Origin of the sequence: Alteromonas ulvae (assembly GCF_048987005.1) — a bacterium.
Taxonomy (GTDB): domain Bacteria; phylum Pseudomonadota; class Gammaproteobacteria; order Enterobacterales; family Alteromonadaceae; genus Alteromonas.
Window position 1 is genome coordinate 1,920,798 of sequence record NZ_CP185261.1, and the last position, 19,488, is coordinate 1,940,285.

Below are 19,488 nucleotides of genomic sequence, written 5' to 3' on the forward strand. Positions count from 1 at the left end.
GTATTATTTCCTTTCATTCCCAATAGGCGCTAATTATTAATGGCTGCATGCCTTAATTTAAAAAAACGATTACGTTGTTGTAGAAAAGGTGTTGTCAATTTTTATTGAAAATGATAATAATTCTTATTACGATATTTGGCGTTACGAATTACATAACGCAAATTGATGCGAGTTTGAGGAGTCAATTGTGAAAAAGACAATAACATTTGCCATTATGCATTTTGCGGTAGCGTTTACTGTTGCCTACTTACTAACGGGTAGTATGGTCGTAGGCGGTTTGGTGGCGCTCGTTGAGCCAGCAGTCAATACGGTTGCTTTTTACTTTCATGAAATGGTGTGGAAAAAACTGGAGGAAAAATCAGTGAGCAAAAATAGACTGTCTCAGGTGGTATTTTAAAGATGAATGCCTTCTGTTTAACCCTGCAATCACCCTTGCAGTAGGCCGCCTGACCTAACAACAATTCCTCTCATCGGAGTGAATAATAATGGTCAGGCGTTACGCGCGTGCAGAGGAAGGCAATGAAAGCGTGCTCAATCGACTAGTTTCACTCGTCATCTGTTACTTCGCATACTAATCCTTTCAAGTAATACCCTTCGGGATAGCTGCCAATGATAGGGTGGTCAGAGGCTTGATTAAGTCTCGCAATAATCTTTATCGTACGACCTGCATCGAGGGCCGCATCGGCAACAATCTTCTGAAATAAATCTGCAGGCATCAGGCCAGAGCAACTAAACGTCAGCAGAAGTCCTCCTGACTTCACCGCATGAATGCCATACAGATTAATATCTTTGTATCCGCGGGCTGCGCGATTGAGGGTGGCCTTGTTATCGACAAATTTTGGCGGATCGAGAATAACCATATCAAACTGCTTTCCCTCACTTTGATACTCTCGTAATGCTTTAAACACATCTTTATTGATGTATTGCGCTTTATTTTCGTCAAGTTCGTTAATATCAACGTGGTGTTTCGCCAAGTCTAAAGCGGGTTGTGACACATCGACATTAGTAACCGTTTTGGCACCACCTTTGAGCGCGTAACATGAAAAGGTGCCGGTATAGCTAAAGCAGTTTAATACGTCGGCGTCTTTTGCATAATAGCCGGCGGCAGCTCGGCTGTCTCTTTGGTCGAGATAAAACCCGGTTTTGTGGCCATTTTCAATATCAACAACAATCTTGAGGCCGTTTTCTAAAACGGTAACTTGGCCAGGTGGTGTGCCGTGTAATGCGCCCTTTACTGGCTCTAGCCCTTCTTTTTTGCGCACATCGACATCGCTGCGCTCATAGATATGCACATCGGGAAGTAGTTTAGTAATTGCCCACACTATTTTGCTTCTGTGTTTTTCTCCACCCGCACTGAGCAGTTGAACCACGGCCACGTTGTCGTATAAGTCGATAGTAATGCCAGGCAGGCCATCACTCTCTGACGCTATCCATCTAAATGCGTTAGTTGTTGCGGGATTGAACAAGCGTTTACGAAGGGCTAGTGCAGTTTCTAATTTGCGCATAAAAAAGCCGTTGTCGATGCTTTCCTCTTTTTTAAATGTCCACATACGAATTCGAATTTTCGATTCTGGAGAATAAGCCCCGCGTCCTAACCATTCACCTTCAGAGTCGAAAACATCTACCGTATCGCCAAGCTTTGCTCGACCCTTTACTTCAGCTACCGCGCTTTCAAAAATCCACGGGTGGCGCCGACGCAACGATTTATCTCGATTGGGCTGAAGGATGACTTGTGCTGACATGAAGGCTCTCTTACTAAATAAAGTAGATATAAAAAGGTTTAAAGAGGATAAAATGCGTGGAAAGCCACATGGACGCTTCCGCGAACAGTTACGTAACGACCACTCGAACGGCCACGCAGGCAATATTATACCGAAATTTAGCTTACTTTGTGTGGGTATCTGTTGTGAAAAAATAAATCGAGATGACAACGTCAGCAGACCAAGCGCTAACTAAACTTTAACCTTAGCGGTCCCGTAAACAAGTCACATCCGCCAATGCGGTTACCTACAGGAGAGCAAAATGTATTACGTAGACTTTGAAAAAGGATGTTCGCCTTCAGAACTCGTTGTTAAAGAAAGAGAGTCCTATGAGCTGCCCGATGGAATGGTTAAAGTGGCGGTGAACGCTTTTGGCGTTAATCGCGCAGATACATTACAGCGTCAGGGACACTATCCGGCTCCACAGGGAGAAAGTCCAATATTAGGGTTAGAAGTTGCGGGCACCGTAACGGAAGTAGCATCAGGCGTCACCAATGTTAAAGAAGGCGATCGCGTGTTTGGGCTCGTCGCCGGTGGTGGTTACGCAACAGAGGTTATTGTTAATCCTTCCCATTTAATGGCTATTCCCGAAGGAATGCCCTTTGTAGAGGCCGCGGGACTGGCTGAGGTATTTTTAACCGCCTTTCAATGCTTGCGAACCATAGCTCATGTGAAGCCCGCCCAGCATGCCCTTATCCATGGAGGCGCGAGCGGAGTGGGTCTGGCCGCTACTCAATTATGTCGCTATTGGGGGGTACATAGCGCAGTGACGGCGTCAGCTCAGGAAAAGTTGAATTTGTGCCAACAGAACGGGGCCGAGCTACTGATAAATTACAAAACACACTCATTTGCCGATGAAATAAATCGTGAATGGCCTGAGGGCATCGATATGGTGCTTGATATGGTTGGTGGAGATTATCTGAATAAGAACCTCAGCGTGATAAAACAAGATGGCATTATTGTTAACCTTGCCATGTTAGCTGGGCGCTATGCTGATAATTTAGATATGGCACTTTTACTCGGTAAACGCGCCACTATCACGGGAACGACCCTTCGCAATCGCAGCGATGGGTACAAAGCAAATCTTATTAGTGACTTTGCCACAGTTTGTTTGCCAGCGTTTGAAACAGGTGAGCTGATGGTGAATCTAGACACGCATTACAACATCAAAGACATAAGTAAGCCCCATGCTCGTTTAGAAAATAATGATACAAAGGGCAAGATAGTGGTGTCTTGGTAAATTGAACCTAAAGCAATCTATTTGGCCACGAAGCCATCGTCTGGTTTCGTGGGCATAGATTCAGCGGCAGTTCTCGCTAATACGTCACATCGCTCATTTTCTGGGTGACCTGAATGGCCCTTCACCCAGTGCCAGTTAACGGAATGCTTTTTTACTGCTTCGTCTAGTCGCTTCCATAGATCTGCATTTTTCACAGGCTTTTTGTCTGATGTTTTCCAGCCGTTCTTGCGCCAGTTATGGATCCATTGATTAATCCCATTTTTAACATATTGGCTATCGGTGGTGAGTTCTACCTTGCAGGTTTCTGTTAAAGAATTTAGTGCTTCAATAGGAGCCAGTAGCTCCATTCTATTATTGGTAGTATGTGCAAAGCCATCGCTTAATTCTTTCCTATGACCTTTATAGATAAGTACGGCGCCATATCCCCCTGGCCCTGGATTACCCAAGCATGAGCCATCGGTAAAAATGTCTATGGTCTTCTGTGTCATGTCTTATTTTCCCATAAGTTGTTCACCGCACGCTTTTTAACTGCAGTTCTATAATCGTGCACTCGCTCATTGCAGCGTTGGCAAACGCAGCTGTCGGCAAAAAGTGTCCTTTGTTCGTTTAGCGCCTATCAGCTCTTATTCAGTCCTTATAGTAGAGGCTAATACATTTATTTTTTATGTATTTCCCTTAGCCTGTTACGAAGGGGTTGATATACTATAAAAAATAGAAACACATTAATAGCAGAGGATGTATGCGCCAAATTGTTTTAGATACCGAGACGACGGGTATAGACCCTAAAGAAGGCCATAGAATCATTGAAATTGGTTGCGTTGAAGTTGTTAACCGACGTTTAACCGGTAATCACTTTCATGCTTATATCAACCCCGGTCGTCACATAGAGCAAGAAGCGATAGAAGTACATGGTATTACCAATGAATTTCTTGCTGACAAACCGGTTTTCTCTTCTGTAGCAACTGATTTTGTAAATTTTATAAAAGGTGCACAGTTGGTGATTCATAACGCGCCCTTTGACGTTGGGTTCATGGATCATGAATTTAAAATGGAAGCGCGAACCAAAGGTGTGGTTACCAGTAAAATCTGTGATGTACTGGATACGCTAACACTTGCCAGAAAAATGCACCCAGGGCAGAAAAATAATCTTGATGCCTTGTGTAAACGCTATGGAATAGATAACAGTCATCGAACGTTGCATGGTGCTTTGCTCGATGCCGAAATCCTTGCCGATGTTTATTTGTTGATGACAGGCGGGCAGACCAAACTGAAATTGGCGTCTAACGGCAGCAGTGACGCTGATGCTACGTCACTTCGTCGTGTTGACCGCTCGACAAATAAATTAAAGGTTGTTAGGGCTAGCGCCGATGAACTAGAAAAGCATGAAGCTCGACTGGATATAGTGGAAGAAGCGGGTGGCAGTTGTATATGGCGCTCTCACTAATCAAAACGTGCACGTGGTAAAGAAATGAAATCTTCAAATGCAGGAGCATAGCAACGTGAAAGTGTGGATTTATTGCGTGATTGTCCTTATGGGCTCTTGGTGTACAAACACGTCTTCACAATCGTTGTGGGAACAGCAAGATCTTGCATTACAAATTGCCGACGGCGCGGTAACGCCTGATGAAGATAGGAGGCAATCAGTAGACTCTTCGGTCATCTCTGAGCTTGGCGATGATTACACCAATTCCATAGAACTTTTGAAGAATCGTTTTCGTGTGGATTACAATATTGACGAGATCACCATGGTGTTTTTTCGTCAATATGGATCTGCGCCTGTTGTACTGGTTCGCCCCGATGGGTCTAAGTTATTTCAGGGAAGGGTAGACGATGAAAAAGTTGAGTGGTTTGATTCCGACTCCTTCGACATGATCACGATTAAAAATCCTGTACCTGGCCCGTGGCAAGCGGTGGGGCAAGTACTACCGGAAAGTCGGATAATGGTGGTTTCTGACATAGAGCTGGTAGCCGACCCACTTCCGAACATCCTTTTTTCTGGCGAGATTTTAAAGTCTACAGCCTATCTAACGAATGGCGGAGAGGAAATAACAAACAAGGAGTTTCGAAACGTTGTAGATTTGGATATAGAGTTTATAAGTACCAACAATGCAAATTATAGCAACTTCGGCGCTATAGATGAGCTTGTAGCCACGTTTGAAGATAATGGTCTTGGTATGGATGAGCGACCCGGCGATGGTATATTCACGGGCCAGTTTAATCTGAAAATAGCTCCCGGCGAATGGAAACCTATATTTTCCGTTAGCACACCAATGCTTACCCGCGAGCAGGAAGGATCACCAATAATATTGCACGAAAACCCTGTGGATATTTCGGTAGTAATGAATCAAAACGATAGCGGGTATCATAACCTGTTTATCGATATAGACCGAGATCTCGTGGATATTGGTTCACTATTAATAGACGGGAAGGTGCGGTTTCCCAACGGAGATACACAAAATTTTTCTCTTACCGAAGGTGGACTTGAGGCAAGGGAGTATAAGATTATTGCTTATGAAAAAGGGGTATTTCGCGTAAAGCTCACCGCTTACGGAACTACTACGGACGGTCGAGACTTTATTCTCGATGTACCAGAATACACGTTCTTAGGTCAGGGTCCTGCAGAGCCTGAGGTAGAAGATCCACTCGTATATGGCAAGGATCCTATTGTTGGCGATAGCGCACCAGTGGATACAACCGAGACCAAAGTCAAAGATGACGCCACAGTACCGTCGTCTGACGGTGATATTGACTCTGGGACATTTACACTGCTGATTATTGTAATCAACGGTTCAATAATTCTGATTGGCCTAATTATCGCCGTTATTATTGTTCTGATACGGAAAAGGGGAAATGCGGGAAAGTCTAAGCCCTCAAAATCAAAACCTCAGCAAAAAGCGAAAGATAGTGCCACTGACGAGTCTAATCTGACGCTAGATGACAGTCCCAAAGGAATAAAGAAATTGTTTTCGATGTTTAAAAAGACATAATACACCGAAAGCTGGGCCTTTATTTGTCACTCCTGGCGTAAAATTGCGTATCTTGGATTTTATTTCGGCATTGTGTTTATTTAACAGGCAAACAAACTGCAGATGACAATTTTATTAATAAAAAGCATTGACTCCACATTGGGGAATACGTATTATCTGCGCCGCAGTGAGGGCACAGGGTTGTAGCAACCTTTTTAACTCACTGATTACATTGACATTGTGGAGCGGTAGTTCAGTTGGTTAGAATACCGGCCTGTCACGCCGGGGGTCGCGGGTTCGAGTCCCGTCCGCTCCGCCACTTTCAATGTTATAACTAAAAGGTCTTCGGAGCGGTAGTTCAGTTGGTTAGAATACCGGCCTGTCACGCCGGGGGTCGCGGGTTCGAGTCCCGTCCGCTCCGCCATTTAGTTATAGATTGGTTTTACAGTGCAAGCTCGGTTATGTGGAGCGGTAGTTCAGTTGGTTAGAATACCGGCCTGTCACGCCGGGGGTCGCGGGTTCGAGTCCCGTCCGCTCCGCCATTAACTGCGAGTTAAGCATCGAAGAAAAGCCAATGTTACAGTTGTAAGCCCATTGTGTGGAGCGGTAGTTCAGTTGGTTAGAATACCGGCCTGTCACGCCGGGGGTCGCGGGTTCGAGTCCCGTCCGCTCCGCCATCAATGGCTTTTACGAATTGTTATATTCCCGTCTCATTTTTTTCAGCTTTTATAAGCTCCACTAATCTACGATTTTGTAATTTCTCGTTGTATTTGAACGAAAGTCCAAGTGTTTTTATTGCAAAACAGCTTATATTCTTATCCCTGTCTAAAACTATTACGCATATGCTCTCGGATGCTTCAGGAAACCACCAATAACTATATTCTCGCCGACAAAGCGAAAGCGACGCTTGTTGCTCTACTGAGCGTTGTAATGATTACATTTCTCCTCATGCTGCTTATGTTTTCGTTCGTAAGAAAACAGGAAGAAAAGCGTGCCGTAGGCATCTTAGATGGCGTGGGTATGGTGTTTCGAGATGCCGCGGCTACTCTTGAAAGCGTCAATGATTTACCTTTTTTGGTCTGCGACGATGCCCACCTTTTTGAGATGAGAAAAGTTTTGTTTCGCTCTCGCTTCGTCAAAGAAATAGGGTTTTATGAAAATGATTCGCTGAGTTGCAGTACTTTTTTAGGGCTTCTTGACGTCCCCTTTTCTGATGCTGAGCCTGATTTCGTTACCGTGTTAGATGACGTTTTTTGGATAAATACCCCTCTTGCGTTATTCAATGAGAAGGCAACGGGCACCATAGTGAGAAGAGGGAACTATAACGCGGTTCTCGACATGGACAGCATTACAGGGTTCAGTAGTTCTCAAGATTGGCAGCTTTTTTATAACGGCGATAAGTTTTACCACATGGCGGGTAATGAAACGCTGATTAAAAGCTCCATCGCTGAACATGAGTTGTCAGACAGTTCTCATTTGTCGTTAGATTTTACGCTATGCCATGACGTTTATTATCTTACCTGCCTAAAAGTAAAGCCGGATATGAATCGTTTATTCGAGTTGCATATTGGCAAACTGTTTCTTTTGTTTCTTATCATGCTAATGACGGCAGCGTTTTCTCATATGTTGACGTTTAACTATCTTCGCCATAAACATTCCCTTGAGTCGAGAATTAAAAGAGGGGTGTCAAAATCTAGTTTTTATTGCGTATATCAGCCTTTTGTTAATCTTGATTCCGGTAAAATTATTGGTTGTGAGGTGTTAAGTCGTTTTGAGGATGAATTAGGCGCTGTTTATCCTGATGAGTTTATTCCACAAATTAAAGCGCTAGGCATTACCCGAGAGTTCACCGAAGACATGATCAAAAAATCTATGCTCGAACTTACTCACTGTGAGGGTATTCCTAAAGGGTTTAAGGTTTCATTTAACTTATTTCCCATGGATTTTAACCAAGACTACTGCCTCGATCTCGATTTTGCCCTTTCACTTAATACGAAAGATTTTAAGTTAGTGCTGGAAATTACTGAAGATGAGCAAATTTCAACGCACAGTGCCATCAAGCATATTAAGTCACTGAAGAGCAAAGGGTTCCTTTTTGCTATTGATGACTTTGGTGTAGGCTACTCAAATCTTAGTCAGTTGAAGACGATGAACTGCGATTTTTTAAAAATTGATAGAAGCTTTGTCATGGAAATGGAAGAGAACAGTATTCGTTCATCCCTTATTCCTCATATTGTTGGTATTGCTAATGGCCTTGAGATTAAGCTAATTGCTGAAGGCGTAGAAAACAGTGAACAGGCCAGCGAGCTGCGCAATCTGTCTGTTGGTTACGGGCAAGGTTGGTTATATGGAAAGCCTCAATCGGTTGAAAGCCTTGCAGAAAGTGTACAACAGAGCGCTTAAATAACGGCGTTTTAACAAGAAAAAGTATAAGGTGTCAAAATAACAAGTCGCTGTTATTTTCTATTTGGTGTTGGTAGTCTTTAACGCTACCATTCGCACACGGATAAATAGAGAAGAAAAACCGCATGCAGGACGTGCTTTGTTGCCACAACATTCATAAAAGTTATCACGACGGCAGTAATGAAACTCCCGTTCTTCAAAACATATCACTGTCAATTAAAGCCGGTGAGCGTGTTGCCATTTTAGGTAGCTCTGGTTCAGGCAAAAGTACCTTGCTTCACTTGCTTGGTGGGCTCGATAAGCCAAGCAGTGGGGAAGTACAATTTAAAGGCAAAACTTTATCCTCTCTAAACGCGAATACTCTTGCTGCGTTACGCAACGAAGAGATGGGGTTCATCTACCAGTTTCATCATTTACTGGGTGAATTTTCGGCACTAGAAAATGTGGCTATGCCCCTTAGAATAAGAGGGCTTTCAGCAAAGGCTGCTCAAGATAAAGCCAAAGCCATGCTTGAAGAAGTTGGCTTATCACACCGTATCTCTCATCTACCTGCGGCCCTCTCTGGTGGTGAACGTCAGCGGGTTGCAATTGCGCGAGCGCTTGTGACAGAGCCTTCCGTTGTGTTGGCCGATGAGCCCACTGGTAATTTAGACGACAGCACGGGTGAGCAAATATATAAGCTTCTGACCTCGTTAAGTGAGAAAAAGCACACCGCATTTGTGGTGGTAACCCACGATTTAGCGTTAGCAAACAGAATGGATAGAGTGCTGCGCATTAAAGATGGAAAGCTGGTTCAGTCTGACGCTGTTGGGATGCCGTCGTAATGTTCGCATTAGAACTTGCAAGGCAGTTTCGTAAAACGCGCTCGCAGCAGCGCTTTATTTCCTTTATCTCTATGTCGTCGACGGTAGGTATAGCCCTTGGTTGTTTTGTACTTATACTGCTTTTAAGCGTGATGAATGGCTTTGAGAAAGAGCTCACCAATAGAATACTCAGTGTTATTCCTCACGGAGAGCTATACAGTGTTGATAAGAGAGGTATCGATAACCTAGACGCTCAACGCTATCGCCTAGAGCAGGATGAACGAATAGCTCGGGTTATGCCTTACACAAAGCTAACAGGGATGCTGCAGTTTAAGGGGGAGCTTAAAGCCATAGAGCTAACCGGCATTATTGCCGCAGATAACCAACAGCATTTTAAAGAACGTGTGTCAGAGTCACAATGGCTATCTTTTCAAGGCAACGATAAAGGAGTGTTAATTGGTCAAGGTGTTGCCGAGAAGCTTGGCGTGCAACCGGGCGATGCCGTGCAGGTATTGGTTCCTGTTGCAACCAATGACCTAACGTTTAAAGCGCCTAAAACAATAACACTTATTGTGAGTGGCTTTTTATCTATTGGTGGAGAATTGGATAATCTTGTAGGATTAATGCATCTCCATACGGCATCGAATGCAGCCGAAATAACGTCAAAGGCTCAGGGCATGCAATTCACGTTCTACGATGCGTACTCTGCAAACGCCGTTATGCGCGAGATTGGTTATAGTTATCCACAAGCCGTGTATATGTCCGATTGGACTCGCACTCAGGGGCACCTTTACAACGACATTCAGTTGGTAAGGGCGGTGGTTTATATCGCGCTCGTGCTTGTGATTGGTGTTGCATGCTTCAATATTGTGTCGTCACTGGTGATGGCAGTAAGAGAAAAACAAGCCGCTATTGCTATTCTAAAGACAATGGGCGCTACAGATTCGCTGATACGGACTATTTTTATCTTACAAGGGATCATTAATGGGGTAGTGGGCATTACAACGGGGGTTTTGCTGGCGTTATTAATAGCCCCTAACTTGTCTACAATCGTGATGTTTGTAGAAAACGCCTTAGGTATTGAGGTGCTCTCAGGCGATATCTACTTTATTGACTTCTTGCCTTCTGAACTTTATTGGGGAGATGTTGGCATAACAATCGCCGTGGCCTTAACGTTATGTGTTTTGGCAACGCTGTATCCTGCTCAAAAGGCAGTAAAAATATCACCGTCCTCAGCGCTTCATTAACGTTTTGAGTGCTAGTATCACTGCGTGTGCATTATTAATCGCAAGCACAATGTCAATGATGTGGTAAGGGCATTATGGTTAAAGTGTTGGACAAAATACGTTTTGATAAGTGAAAGACCAATAAAAAAGGTAGTCTGTAGACTACCTTTTTTATATGCCGGTGTTCCGTCCTTAACTACGTTGACATAAAGAAGGCATTGATGACGTCACCTTGTCGTTACGTGTTTCGATCGAAATGTTCAAAATCTACATCTTCTTGTTTTTCACCCGCGTTAGGATCGTTAAATATATCCTCATCTAACGCGCCCTCGCTTTTGGCAACAACACACGACACCATGCAATCGCCAGTAATGTTTACGGCAGTACGTGTCATATCAAGCAGTCTGTCGACACCGATAATAAGTGCAATTCCCTCAACGGGTAAGTTAACTTGCTGAAGCACCATAGCAAGCATGATGAGGCCAACGCCAGGTACGCCTGCGGTACCAATTGACGCTAATGTAGCAGTTAACACTACCATCATGTAGTCACCTAGCGTTAAATCAACCGCATACACCTGAGCGATAAAGACGGTTGCCACGCCTTGCATAATAGCAGTGCCATCCATGTTAATGGTTGCGCCTAGTGGCAAGGTAAATGATGACACCGAGTTACCCACCCCGAGCTTGTTCTTTGCCGTTTCCATTGTTACCGGCAACGTTGCGCTGCTGCTGGATGTACTAAAGGCGAATAGAGCGGCATCGCGCATTTTTTTCAAAAGAACGAGAGGATTTAGACCGGCTAATACTTTCAATAAAACAGAATAAGTGACAAGTCCGTGCAAAAGAAGTACACCAAAAACCAAAAAGAAATATTTAGCAAGACCAAAAATAGTATCGCCACCTATGGTGGAAAAGAGTTTGGCCATTAACACGAAAACACCGTATGGCGCGAGGTTCATAATAATAGTCACTAGTCGCATGATTACTGTGTTTATATCTTCAAACAACGCCGTTAATCTCTTTCCTGCATCGCCGGTCATGGCCATTGCAATTCCAAAAAGCACGGCAAAAACAATTATTTGCAGCATATTACCCTGTGCCATAGAATTAATTGGGTTGCTGGGGAACATGTTAACGATCACATCAGATAAGCTTGGCGCTTCTTTGGCTTGAAAAGTAGTCTCAGTAACTAGGTTTAGCCCATCGCCTGGAGCGACGATTAACGCTATACTCATAGCCAGTGTTATCGCTATTGCCGTTGTGACAACATAGAGCCCCACTGCTTTAGCGCCTAGTCGACCAAGCTTACTCGGGTCTGATAAAGTGCTTGTTCCACAGATGAGTGAAACGAATACCAGCGGCACTACCAGCATCTTTAAGCTGGCAATGAATATTTGGCCTAAAGTTGAAAATATACCTTCTACAAGAATGTTATACGCGGAGAGTTCTAAACCGAATATCGAAAATGTGAAATCTCCGCTATCATCAAACAATAATTGGAGTAACACGCCAGTCAAGATACCGGTTGCCATGCCGATAAAGATGCGAGCGGTTAAACTATACTTGTGTGCAGATTGAGACATGAAAGTTCCCTGTGCATTATTATATTTTTAGTCTCACGTAGTGTGCCAGATTCATTTGATTTTTAAACATAAAAAACGACGCAATTGCGATTAATAGAGGTTCAGGAACGAATTATGCGGACATTAGCGAAGACGCTAAGCTTATTTAGTGCAATATTTATGCTAACAGCATGTGGGGGAGGCGGTTCCGTCTCTAGAGACGACACTGACAATGGTGCTGGAAATGGCAATGGTGGAACGACCACACCAACCTACACCGTCTCTCTTGCCCTTCAAAATACCAATGGTGAAGGCGATAACGACTTGTCAGAGGACAACAGCCTTACTGTGATAGCAACGGTCACTGACCAAGATGGTAATGCATTGCCTGATAGCTTAGTGACTTTTGTGCTGGATAATACCGCACTAGCCACTTTTTCAAATGATACTGGTACGGCGCGCACGAATGCTGACGGCGTCGCACGAATTGGTATCAATGCCAGCACCGCGTCAGGGGACGGACAAATCACCGCAAGTATAAGTAGTGGTGAGACGGGAACAACGACGTTTTCGGCCATAGCCGCAACAACTGGTTCGACAGAATCATCGGTATTACTGACATTGCAAAACAGTAGCGGTGAGGAAGACAACGAGTTGTCTACGAATAATGCACTTACCGCCTTTGCGACAGTCACTGATGCTGACGGAAACCCACAAGACGATGTATTGCTTACATTCTCATTAAGTAATAGCGACTTGGCGGAATTCTCAAATGACACGGCAACTGCACTGACAGATGAAAACGGTATCGCATCAATTGGCATGACGGTAAGTGATTTATCTGGCGATGGCGAAGTCACTGTCACGCTTCCTACTGGCGAATTTGATTCTACAACGTTTAGTTCTTCAGGTCGTACAAGTGTCAGTGAGCAGCCAGCATCGCTAGAGCTTTTTGCAGACAGTATTCAATTAGCATCAAGCGGTAGCGATGAAGTTGAGTTAATCGCACTGGTTAAAAACGAGCAAAGCGTGCTGATGGAAGGTGTGGAAGTGAGCTTTTCAGCGCCTAGTGCAGATGGTGTTGAATTGCAGCTTATCCAAAGGACTACAACGGCAGACGGCACCGCAAGGGCGCTGTTATCCACAAGAAACAACGCAGCGAATCGCATAGTCACCGTTTCGGCACAAGCCGGTTCCCTAAGCCCAGAAAACGTTTCTATCGAAATTGATGGGACGGAAGTAACGGTAAACGGTGCATCATCAGTTATCTTGAATGATACGGTAAATTACACTATTCGCGTTCAAGACTCTGACGGCACATCAATACTGAATCAATCTGTCCAGCTTGAAGCCAGTGGCGGTACACTTGGCACCTCGGAAGTGAACACAGGCTCTACAGGCCAAGCAACGGTATCCTATACTGCCTCCGAGTCGGGGGTAAATCGAATTACGGCGACCGCGCTCAATGCCACTGCTACTTTTACTGTTCAAGTACAACAAGATGAATTTAATTTCGTTAATCTTCCCACCGAAGAAATACCGCTTGGGCAGACACAATCTATTACAATACAATGGCGCCAAAACAACACGCCCGTGGTAGGAGAAGATGTTACGTTTAGCGCCTCGCGCGGTGTTATTGCTGGCAACTCTACAGTTGTAACTGATGCGAATGGTCAAGCAAGTATAGAGATAAGTGCAGATAATGCAGGGATTTCTTCAATCACCGCATCAGCCAGTGATGGTAGTGGTAATGTTTTAGTGTCAGCCTTAACGCAAATCGAGTTTATTGCCACTGAACCTAATACGCTTATTGCAGATGCGTCGCCTGATATCCTTGGTCCTGATGGCCAAACTAGTACGATTAGTGCGGTTGTTCGTGACATTAATGGTAATCTTGTGAAGAACAGCGTGGTGAACTTTTCCGTTTCTGACGTTTCCACAGGATTTGTATCACCGTCACAAGCCACAACTGATAGTAAAGGCATTGCAACAACAGTATTCACGTCTGGTTCGGTCTCTTCTAAAGATGATGTGGTTGTTACGGCGTCGGTAGCAGACGATAGTGCAATTTTTGATGACGTGTTGTTAACGGTAGGTGCAAGAGCATTTGATATTGTTATTGGTACAGGTAACGTTATCGAAACGCCAAACACGACATCCTATCTGAAGAGGTTCGCCGTTTTTGTTTCAGATTCTGCTGGTCGTCCAGTAAGTGGTGTAAATCTAACAGCATCAATCACTCCTGTTAAATTCAACGACATAAGTGGTAAGGGAATTTATCTTCGTGGAAGTTGGGCATTTGACTCTATTGATTCAATCTGGAGGCCTGTTAACGTTACATCTTGTGACAATGAAGATGTTGACTCTAATGGGATTCTAGATGTAGGTGAAGATAATAATAGGGATGAGCAATTAACTCCAGGAAACGTTGGTACTGTATCTCTTACTAACGGCGGCGTGACCGATGAGAATGGATACGCCGAATTAGAGTATAGATACCCAGAAAGTTATGCATTTTGGTATTTTGCTGAGATATCCGTTTTCGGTCAATCAACTGGCAGTGAAGCAAGAGCATCAATGAAATATCAATTAGAGATCCTAGGAGATGATATTACTGATGAAGGCGTCAGCCCGCCTAATAACCCTTTCGGCGAAGGTGATACCAACTTCACCGATAATATTAAAGTTTGTGAACCAGGAAGCTCTTTTTTTAACTAGATATTAAAGATTCAATTAAAAGGAGCTAAGGTTTCAAAACTTAGCCTCGTTAGTTGAGTGTTTGGCCCAGATTCGATGTCACGTCGGATTTGGGTTTTTTCAATATTTTTGACTATTGTTAAAAACTCGTAAAGCTTGTAGTGTCTTGTAAATGGTTAGTATTTTTTAAAGCTTGTTTGACAAAACATACTGGCTGTTATACCACTGTCATGACTTAAGTGACGCCCTTTGTTATTTATAGTTTTGAGAAGTATTAGCTTTTACAGTGACGTTGTTTTGTGTTTAAAGCATCAGTGATTGAAGAAAGCGCTCCCTCATGTTTGAACATGATGTGTCAAGCTTCAGGAGCACCCAGTAATTTTCGCTTTTTTATTGTTCCAGTCGCAATAGATAGGGCTTGGTCTGCTTATTACCCCTGCTGAAACGGATAAACCGAGCCTATTTGAAGCAGCTGTGTAAGCTCGTCAAGGGCAGTGCGAGACTCAATGAGTAGCTGCGGATCTCTCAAATCATTTTCACTTAATTCATCGCGATAATGTTTATCTACCCATGCATTTAAGCGTGCAAATTGTGTGTCGTTTATCAGAGTAGACTGGTTGACACCGTTTAACTCTTCTTCATTCATTGCTACGCGCAAGCGCAAACATGCTGGGCCGCCACCATTTCGCATGCTTTGTTTAACATCGAAATAGTTTACGGATTTTATTGGTGTACCGAGAGTAATAAGGTTATCTAAATACGCCTTAACTGAATCGTTCTCAGCACAGTCGGTAGGTGCAATAATCGTCATTTCACCATTTGGCAGAGTGATGATTTGCGTATTAAACAAATAGGTTTTCACTGCGTCTTGCACTGACACTTGTGCAGTGGGTACTTCAATGAAGTGCAATGGTTTGTCACCAAATTTACGCTGTAGCTCAGCAAATCCCTTTTCTTTTTCATAAAACGCTTGCTCATGAAAGAAGAGCACGTTTTGGTTTCCTACTGCGATTACGTCGTTGTGAAATACCCCTTGATCAATAACGTCAGGGTTTTGCTGCATATACACAACGCCTTCATCTCGCAAACCATGCAAACGAGCCACCGCTTGGCAGGCCTCTAGTGTTTGTCTTGCTGGGTATTTTGTTGGTGCGGGCTTTGAGGAATCAAAGGCATGTCTACCGTAAACAAATAACTCAACACCTGCTTCGTTGTAATTGCTGCACAAACGGGTATGGTTTGCTGCACCTTCGTCGCCAAAATGCTCATTGTCAGGGAGATGTTGGTGATGGGCAAAGTAGGTGTCGTTTGCGAACGTACCGCGCAAAATATTACCTGTTACTTGGGGCTCTAATGACCTATGAAACTTGTTTGTTAAGTTTGCTGGGGTAAAATGCACTCGCCCATCTGCCGTATCGGCACTAGGAGACACAGTGGCGGCATTTGCAGTCCACATGCTACTAGCAGAGCAACATGCCAAAAATACCTCGCGAGATTGCTTTGCAGCGCTTTCTAATACCCGTGCATCTGTGCCGGTAAAACCTAATCGACGAAGTGCGTTAATGTCAGGTCGCTCTTGCGGCGCCAACACCCCTTGCATCATTCCCATGTCCGACAGCGCTTTCGCTTTGGCCAATCCTTGTTTAGCCGCTTGCCTAGGACTACTCACTGCATTGGCGTTGTTGAGAGAAGCAACATTACCGAAAGACAAACCGGCATAGTTGTGTGTTGGGCCAACAAGACCATCAAAATTCACTTCAAATTGCTTCATACTTTCCCTCTATTTGGTGTTTGGGCATTTGAACGCTACCCTGTATAGTTCTAGGCAATAAGCAAGGCGTTCAACAATCGCGCTTTTTTGTCACCCATGCTCGTTTAATCTTTGAAAAGACGCACTGGTGTTAGTGGAATGGCAGGCATTATACGGCTTTTAAAGGCTTTGCCAATTGCCCTGCTTACTTCTTGTACAGTTTTTGTGTGAGATTGAAGCAAGAGAAAGAATAAGTATGAAGAAGATCTTGTTTTCCATTCACTTTGTCGATATATGTTAAAAAAGAGCGCGCACCCTATATATAGTGCAAGGTTGCATCAATTTTCGGTATTTGACGTAAGAAGTCATTTAAAATCAATAGGTTTAGTTCAATTATATGGCAAAATCACTGGTCATAGTCGAGTCACCAGCCAAAGCGAAAACGATAAATAAATATCTCGGTAAAGATTTTATTGTAAAAAGTTCGGTTGGCCATGTTCGGGATCTTCCAACGAAGGCTTTAGGTAATGTAGAGCCTAAAAAACCGGCAAAAGAACTCAAAACATACAGCGACGAAGCACGTGAGGAATATCTTCGCCGCCACGAATATTTAAAACTTGTAGACAGAATGGGCGTTGACCCTGAAAAAAACTGGGAAGCTCATTATCAAGTACTGCAAGGCAAAGAAAAAGTTGTCAATGAATTAAAGAAACTGGCTAAAGATGCCGACACCATTTACCTTGCAACGGATTTGGACCGAGAAGGGGAGGCCATCGCTTGGCATCTACAGGAATTACTCGGTAGTAAAGGTAAAACCTATCAGCGAGTGGTGTTTAACGAGATCACAAAGAATGCCATTCAAGATGCGTTCTCTGCGCCCGGCGAGCTTAATATTTCTCGCGTTAATGCGCAGCAAGCTCGACGTTTCCTCGATAGGGTCGTTGGATTCATGGTGTCGCCTCTGCTTTGGAAAAAAGTAGCTCGAGGATTGTCTGCAGGTCGCGTTCAGTCTGTTGCAGTGCGTTTGGTGGTAGAGCGTGAGCGCGAGATTAAAGCGTTTGTTCCAGAAGAGTTTTGGGATATTCACGCAGACCTGACCAGCAAAGAAAAAGCCGCTTTAAAAATGCTCGTGGCCAAGTATAAGGGCAGCGCTTTTAAGCCAAAAAATAAAGACGATGCAGATAAGGCACTAGCCGACTTAAAAGGTGCCGATTACACCGTTGAAAGTCGCGAGTCGAAGCCTACGCAAAGCCGTCCATCTGCCCCCTTTATTACATCAACGCTTCAGCAAGCGGCGAGCACTCGTTTAGGCTTTGGTGTTAAGAAAACCATGATGATGGCTCAGCGCCTTTATGAAGCGGGATACATCACGTACATGCGGACCGATTCAACCAACTTAAGCCAGGAGGCGGTTGAAAGTGCAAGAGCTTACATCACTGATAACTTCGGTGATAAATACTTGCCCGATTCTGCCATACGCTACGGCAGTAAAGAGGGAGCACAAGAAGCTCACGAAGCTATTCGTCCTTCAAACGTGACCATTAGTGCTGCAAGCTTAGGCGATATGGAACGCGATGCTCAGCGTCTTTATGAGCTAATTTGGCGTCAATTCTTAGCGTGTCAGATGACGCCCGCGAAATACGATGCAACAACGATAAAAGTGGTTGCGGCTGATTATGAACTCACCGCAAAAGGGCGAGTGCTGAAATTTGACGGTTGGACCCGTGTTCAGCCTCAGTTACGCAAAAAAGGTGACGATGAACTATTGCTTCCTGATGTGCAAAAAGGCGATTCGCTGACGTTAAACGAATTAGATCCAAAGCAACATTTCACCAAACCGGTTGCTCGCTTTAACGAGGCTTCGTTGGTTAAAGAGCTTGAAAAGCGTGGAATTGGCCGTCCTTCCACTTACGCTAGTATTATTTCGACTATTCAAGATCGCGGTTATGTAAGACTGGACAACAAACGCTTTTACGCTGAAAAAATGGGCGAGATTGTAAACGATCGTTTGATGGAAAACTTCGACGATTTAATGAGCTTCGATTTTACCGCGAACATGGAGCAGCACTTAGACGATATTGCCGAAGGTAATAAAGATTGGAAAGACGTGCTTAACGACTTTTACAGCGATTTTTACGGTAAATTATTAAACGCTGAAAAAGATCCTGAAGATGGTGGCATGCGTCTAAACCAGGCTATACCTGCTGGCATTGACTGCGATAAATGTGGCCGTGAAATGAATGTGAGAACTGCCTCAACAGGCGTATTTTTAGGCTGTTCTGGCTACAACCTTCCACCTAAAGAACGCTGTACCAATACCATGAACCTAACATCGGGTGATGAGGTGGTTAAGGTTGATGACGAGGAAGAGTTAGAAACCGAAGCACTGCGCTCTAAAAAGCGTTGCGCTAAATGCGGTACAGCAATGGACAGCTATCTTGTGGATGAGACGAGAAAACTCCACGTGTGTGGCAATACGCCTACCTGTGACGGAACCGTTGTTGAAAACGGTACCTTTAAAATAAAAGGCTACGACGGTCCTATCATTGAGTGCGACAAATGTAGTAGTGATATGGAGTTGAAAAACGGCCGATTTGGTAAGTATTTCGGTTGTACGAATGAAGAGTGTAAAAACACTCGTAAGTTACTTCGAAATGGTGAAGCAGCTCCGCCTAAAGAAGATCCAGTAGATTTACCAGAACTTCCATGCGAGAAAACCGACGCTCACTTTATGCTGCGTGATGGTGCCTCAGGTATTTTCCTAGCGGCCCACAATTTCCCTAAATCAAGAGAGACGCGTGCGCCTAAAGTTCATGAACTTGCTCGCTTTAGAGACCGCATCTCGCCTAAATTCTATTATCTTGCCGATGCGCCAGCTAAAGATACAGACGGAAATGAAACTATTGTTCGTTACAGCCGGAAGACTAAGCAGCAGTACGTAATGAGTGAGAATACAGAGGGCAAGGCTACTGGGTGGTCGGCGTGGTATGAGAACGGCAAGTGGCAAGAGCAGGTACCGAAAAAGCCAGATGCAAAGAAGCCCTCGGCAAAACCTAAAGCCAAAAAGAAGTAACTTAAC

General features: G+C 44.1%; 13 protein-coding genes and 4 tRNA genes. 13 read left to right on the top strand and 4 right to left on the bottom strand.

Annotated elements, in window-relative coordinates:
• Positions 1–187 precede the first annotated feature (187 nt).
• Positions 188–397 carry a DUF2061 domain-containing protein gene (locus ACOJR9_RS08360; RefSeq protein ID WP_420935822.1) on the top strand — a complete coding sequence of 70 codons (210 nt, stop codon included), beginning with the start codon at positions 188–190 and terminating at the stop codon, positions 395–397.
• Between the two features lie 148 nt (positions 398–545).
• Here the strand turns inward: ACOJR9_RS08360 and ACOJR9_RS08365 are convergent, their stop codons facing one another.
• On the bottom strand, positions 546–1,742 hold the full coding sequence (locus ACOJR9_RS08365) for a class I SAM-dependent rRNA methyltransferase (RefSeq protein ID WP_420935823.1): 1,197 nt from the start codon (positions 1,740–1,742) through the stop codon (positions 546–548).
• Positions 1,743–2,022: 280 nt separating this feature from the next.
• Here ACOJR9_RS08365 and ACOJR9_RS08370 point away from each other — a divergent pair, with 280 nt between their 5' ends.
• Positions 2,023–3,000, top strand: a complete 978-nt coding sequence (locus tag ACOJR9_RS08370; protein WP_420935824.1) for an NAD(P)H-quinone oxidoreductase — start codon at positions 2,023–2,025, stop codon at positions 2,998–3,000.
• 17 nt (positions 3,001–3,017) lie between these two features.
• Here the strand turns inward: ACOJR9_RS08370 and rnhA are convergent, their stop codons facing one another.
• Positions 3,018–3,488, bottom strand: coding sequence for a ribonuclease HI (gene rnhA / locus ACOJR9_RS08375; protein WP_420935825.1), 471 nt, complete (start codon positions 3,486–3,488; stop codon positions 3,018–3,020).
• 251 nt (positions 3,489–3,739) lie between these two features.
• Between rnhA and dnaQ the strand changes: the two genes are divergently transcribed.
• The 9 genes from dnaQ to ACOJR9_RS08420 all read left to right on the top strand — a co-directional run bounded on the left by dnaQ (position 3,740) and on the right by ACOJR9_RS08420 (position 10,419).
• Positions 3,740–4,444 carry a DNA polymerase III subunit epsilon gene (gene dnaQ, locus ACOJR9_RS08380; RefSeq protein ID WP_420935826.1) on the top strand — a complete coding sequence of 235 codons (705 nt, stop codon included), beginning with the start codon at positions 3,740–3,742 and terminating at the stop codon, positions 4,442–4,444.
• A 55-nt stretch (positions 4,445–4,499) separates the two neighbouring features.
• Positions 4,500–5,987 (top strand): TIGR03503 family protein, encoded by a 1,488-nt coding sequence (locus tag ACOJR9_RS08385; RefSeq protein WP_420935827.1) that lies wholly within the window; start codon positions 4,500–4,502, stop codon positions 5,985–5,987.
• A 221-nt stretch (positions 5,988–6,208) separates the two neighbouring features.
• Positions 6,209–6,285: transfer RNA gene (locus tag ACOJR9_RS08390), tRNA-Asp, on the top strand.
• Between the two features lie 28 nt (positions 6,286–6,313).
• Positions 6,314–6,390 (top strand) — tRNA-Asp (locus ACOJR9_RS08395).
• Positions 6,391–6,431: 41 nt separating this feature from the next.
• Positions 6,432–6,508: transfer RNA gene (locus ACOJR9_RS08400), tRNA-Asp, on the top strand.
• Positions 6,509–6,566: 58 nt separating this feature from the next.
• Positions 6,567–6,643, top strand: a tRNA-Asp gene (locus tag ACOJR9_RS08405).
• A gap of 253 nt (positions 6,644–6,896) precedes the next feature.
• Positions 6,897–8,369: an EAL domain-containing protein gene (locus ACOJR9_RS08410; protein WP_420935828.1), complete on the top strand. Its 1,473-nt coding sequence runs from the start codon at positions 6,897–6,899 to the stop codon at positions 8,367–8,369.
• A gap of 125 nt (positions 8,370–8,494) precedes the next feature.
• Entirely contained in the window at positions 8,495–9,193 is a 699-nt protein-coding gene (gene lolD / locus ACOJR9_RS08415) for a lipoprotein-releasing ABC transporter ATP-binding protein LolD (protein WP_420935829.1), read from the top strand.
• On the top strand, positions 9,193–10,419 hold the full coding sequence (locus ACOJR9_RS08420; RefSeq protein ID WP_420935830.1) for a lipoprotein-releasing ABC transporter permease subunit: 1,227 nt from the start codon (positions 9,193–9,195) through the stop codon (positions 10,417–10,419). The genes lolD and ACOJR9_RS08420 overlap by 1 nt, the downstream gene beginning before the upstream one ends.
• A 217-nt stretch (positions 10,420–10,636) precedes the next feature.
• Here the strand turns inward: ACOJR9_RS08420 and ACOJR9_RS08425 are convergent, their stop codons facing one another.
• Positions 10,637–11,983: a dicarboxylate/amino acid:cation symporter gene (locus ACOJR9_RS08425; protein WP_420935831.1), complete on the bottom strand. Its 1,347-nt coding sequence runs from the start codon at positions 11,981–11,983 to the stop codon at positions 10,637–10,639.
• 114 nt (positions 11,984–12,097) lie between these two features.
• On the opposite strand from ACOJR9_RS08425, the gene ACOJR9_RS08430 reads away from it, so the two are divergent.
• Positions 12,098–14,680 carry a beta strand repeat-containing protein gene (locus tag ACOJR9_RS08430; RefSeq protein ID WP_420935832.1) on the top strand — a complete coding sequence of 861 codons (2,583 nt, stop codon included), beginning with the start codon at positions 12,098–12,100 and terminating at the stop codon, positions 14,678–14,680.
• A gap of 409 nt (positions 14,681–15,089) precedes the next feature.
• Here ACOJR9_RS08430 and astB read toward each other — a convergent pair whose 3' ends face one another.
• Positions 15,090–16,430 carry an N-succinylarginine dihydrolase gene (astB, locus tag ACOJR9_RS08435; RefSeq protein WP_420935833.1) on the bottom strand — a complete coding sequence of 447 codons (1,341 nt, stop codon included), beginning with the start codon at positions 16,428–16,430 and terminating at the stop codon, positions 15,090–15,092.
• A gap of 376 nt (positions 16,431–16,806) precedes the next feature.
• On the opposite strand from astB, the gene topA reads away from it, so the two are divergent.
• A complete protein-coding gene (gene topA / locus ACOJR9_RS08440; protein ID WP_420935834.1) occupies positions 16,807–19,482 on the top strand; it encodes a type I DNA topoisomerase in 2,676 nt (891 codons plus the stop codon).
• Positions 19,483–19,488 lie beyond the last annotated feature (6 nt).

What these genes read in the sequence shown, in the direction of transcription:
- dnaQ (WP_420935826.1), top strand. Translation starts at nt 3,740, where the DNA reads ATGCGCCAAATTGTTTTAGATACCGAGACGACGGGTATAGACCCTAAA.
- rnhA (WP_420935825.1), bottom strand. Translation starts at nt 3,488, where the DNA reads ATGACACAGAAGACCATAGACATTTTTACCGATGGCTCATGCTTGGGT.
- ACOJR9_RS08410 (WP_420935828.1), top strand. Translation starts at nt 6,897, where the DNA reads ATGATTACATTTCTCCTCATGCTGCTTATGTTTTCGTTCGTAAGAAAA.
- ACOJR9_RS08425 (WP_420935831.1), bottom strand. Translation starts at nt 11,983, where the DNA reads ATGTCTCAATCTGCACACAAGTATAGTTTAACCGCTCGCATCTTTATC.
- ACOJR9_RS08370 (WP_420935824.1), top strand. Translation starts at nt 2,023, where the DNA reads ATGTATTACGTAGACTTTGAAAAAGGATGTTCGCCTTCAGAACTCGTT.
- ACOJR9_RS08365 (WP_420935823.1), bottom strand. Translation starts at nt 1,742, where the DNA reads ATGTCAGCACAAGTCATCCTTCAGCCCAATCGAGATAAATCGTTGCGT.
- ACOJR9_RS08430 (WP_420935832.1), top strand. Translation starts at nt 12,098, where the DNA reads ATGCGGACATTAGCGAAGACGCTAAGCTTATTTAGTGCAATATTTATG.
- ACOJR9_RS08420 (WP_420935830.1), top strand. Translation starts at nt 9,193, where the DNA reads ATGTTCGCATTAGAACTTGCAAGGCAGTTTCGTAAAACGCGCTCGCAG.
- lolD (WP_420935829.1), top strand. Translation starts at nt 8,495, where the DNA reads ATGCAGGACGTGCTTTGTTGCCACAACATTCATAAAAGTTATCACGAC.
- astB (WP_420935833.1), bottom strand. Translation starts at nt 16,430, where the DNA reads ATGAAGCAATTTGAAGTGAATTTTGATGGTCTTGTTGGCCCAACACAC.
- topA (WP_420935834.1), top strand. Translation starts at nt 16,807, where the DNA reads ATGGCAAAATCACTGGTCATAGTCGAGTCACCAGCCAAAGCGAAAACG.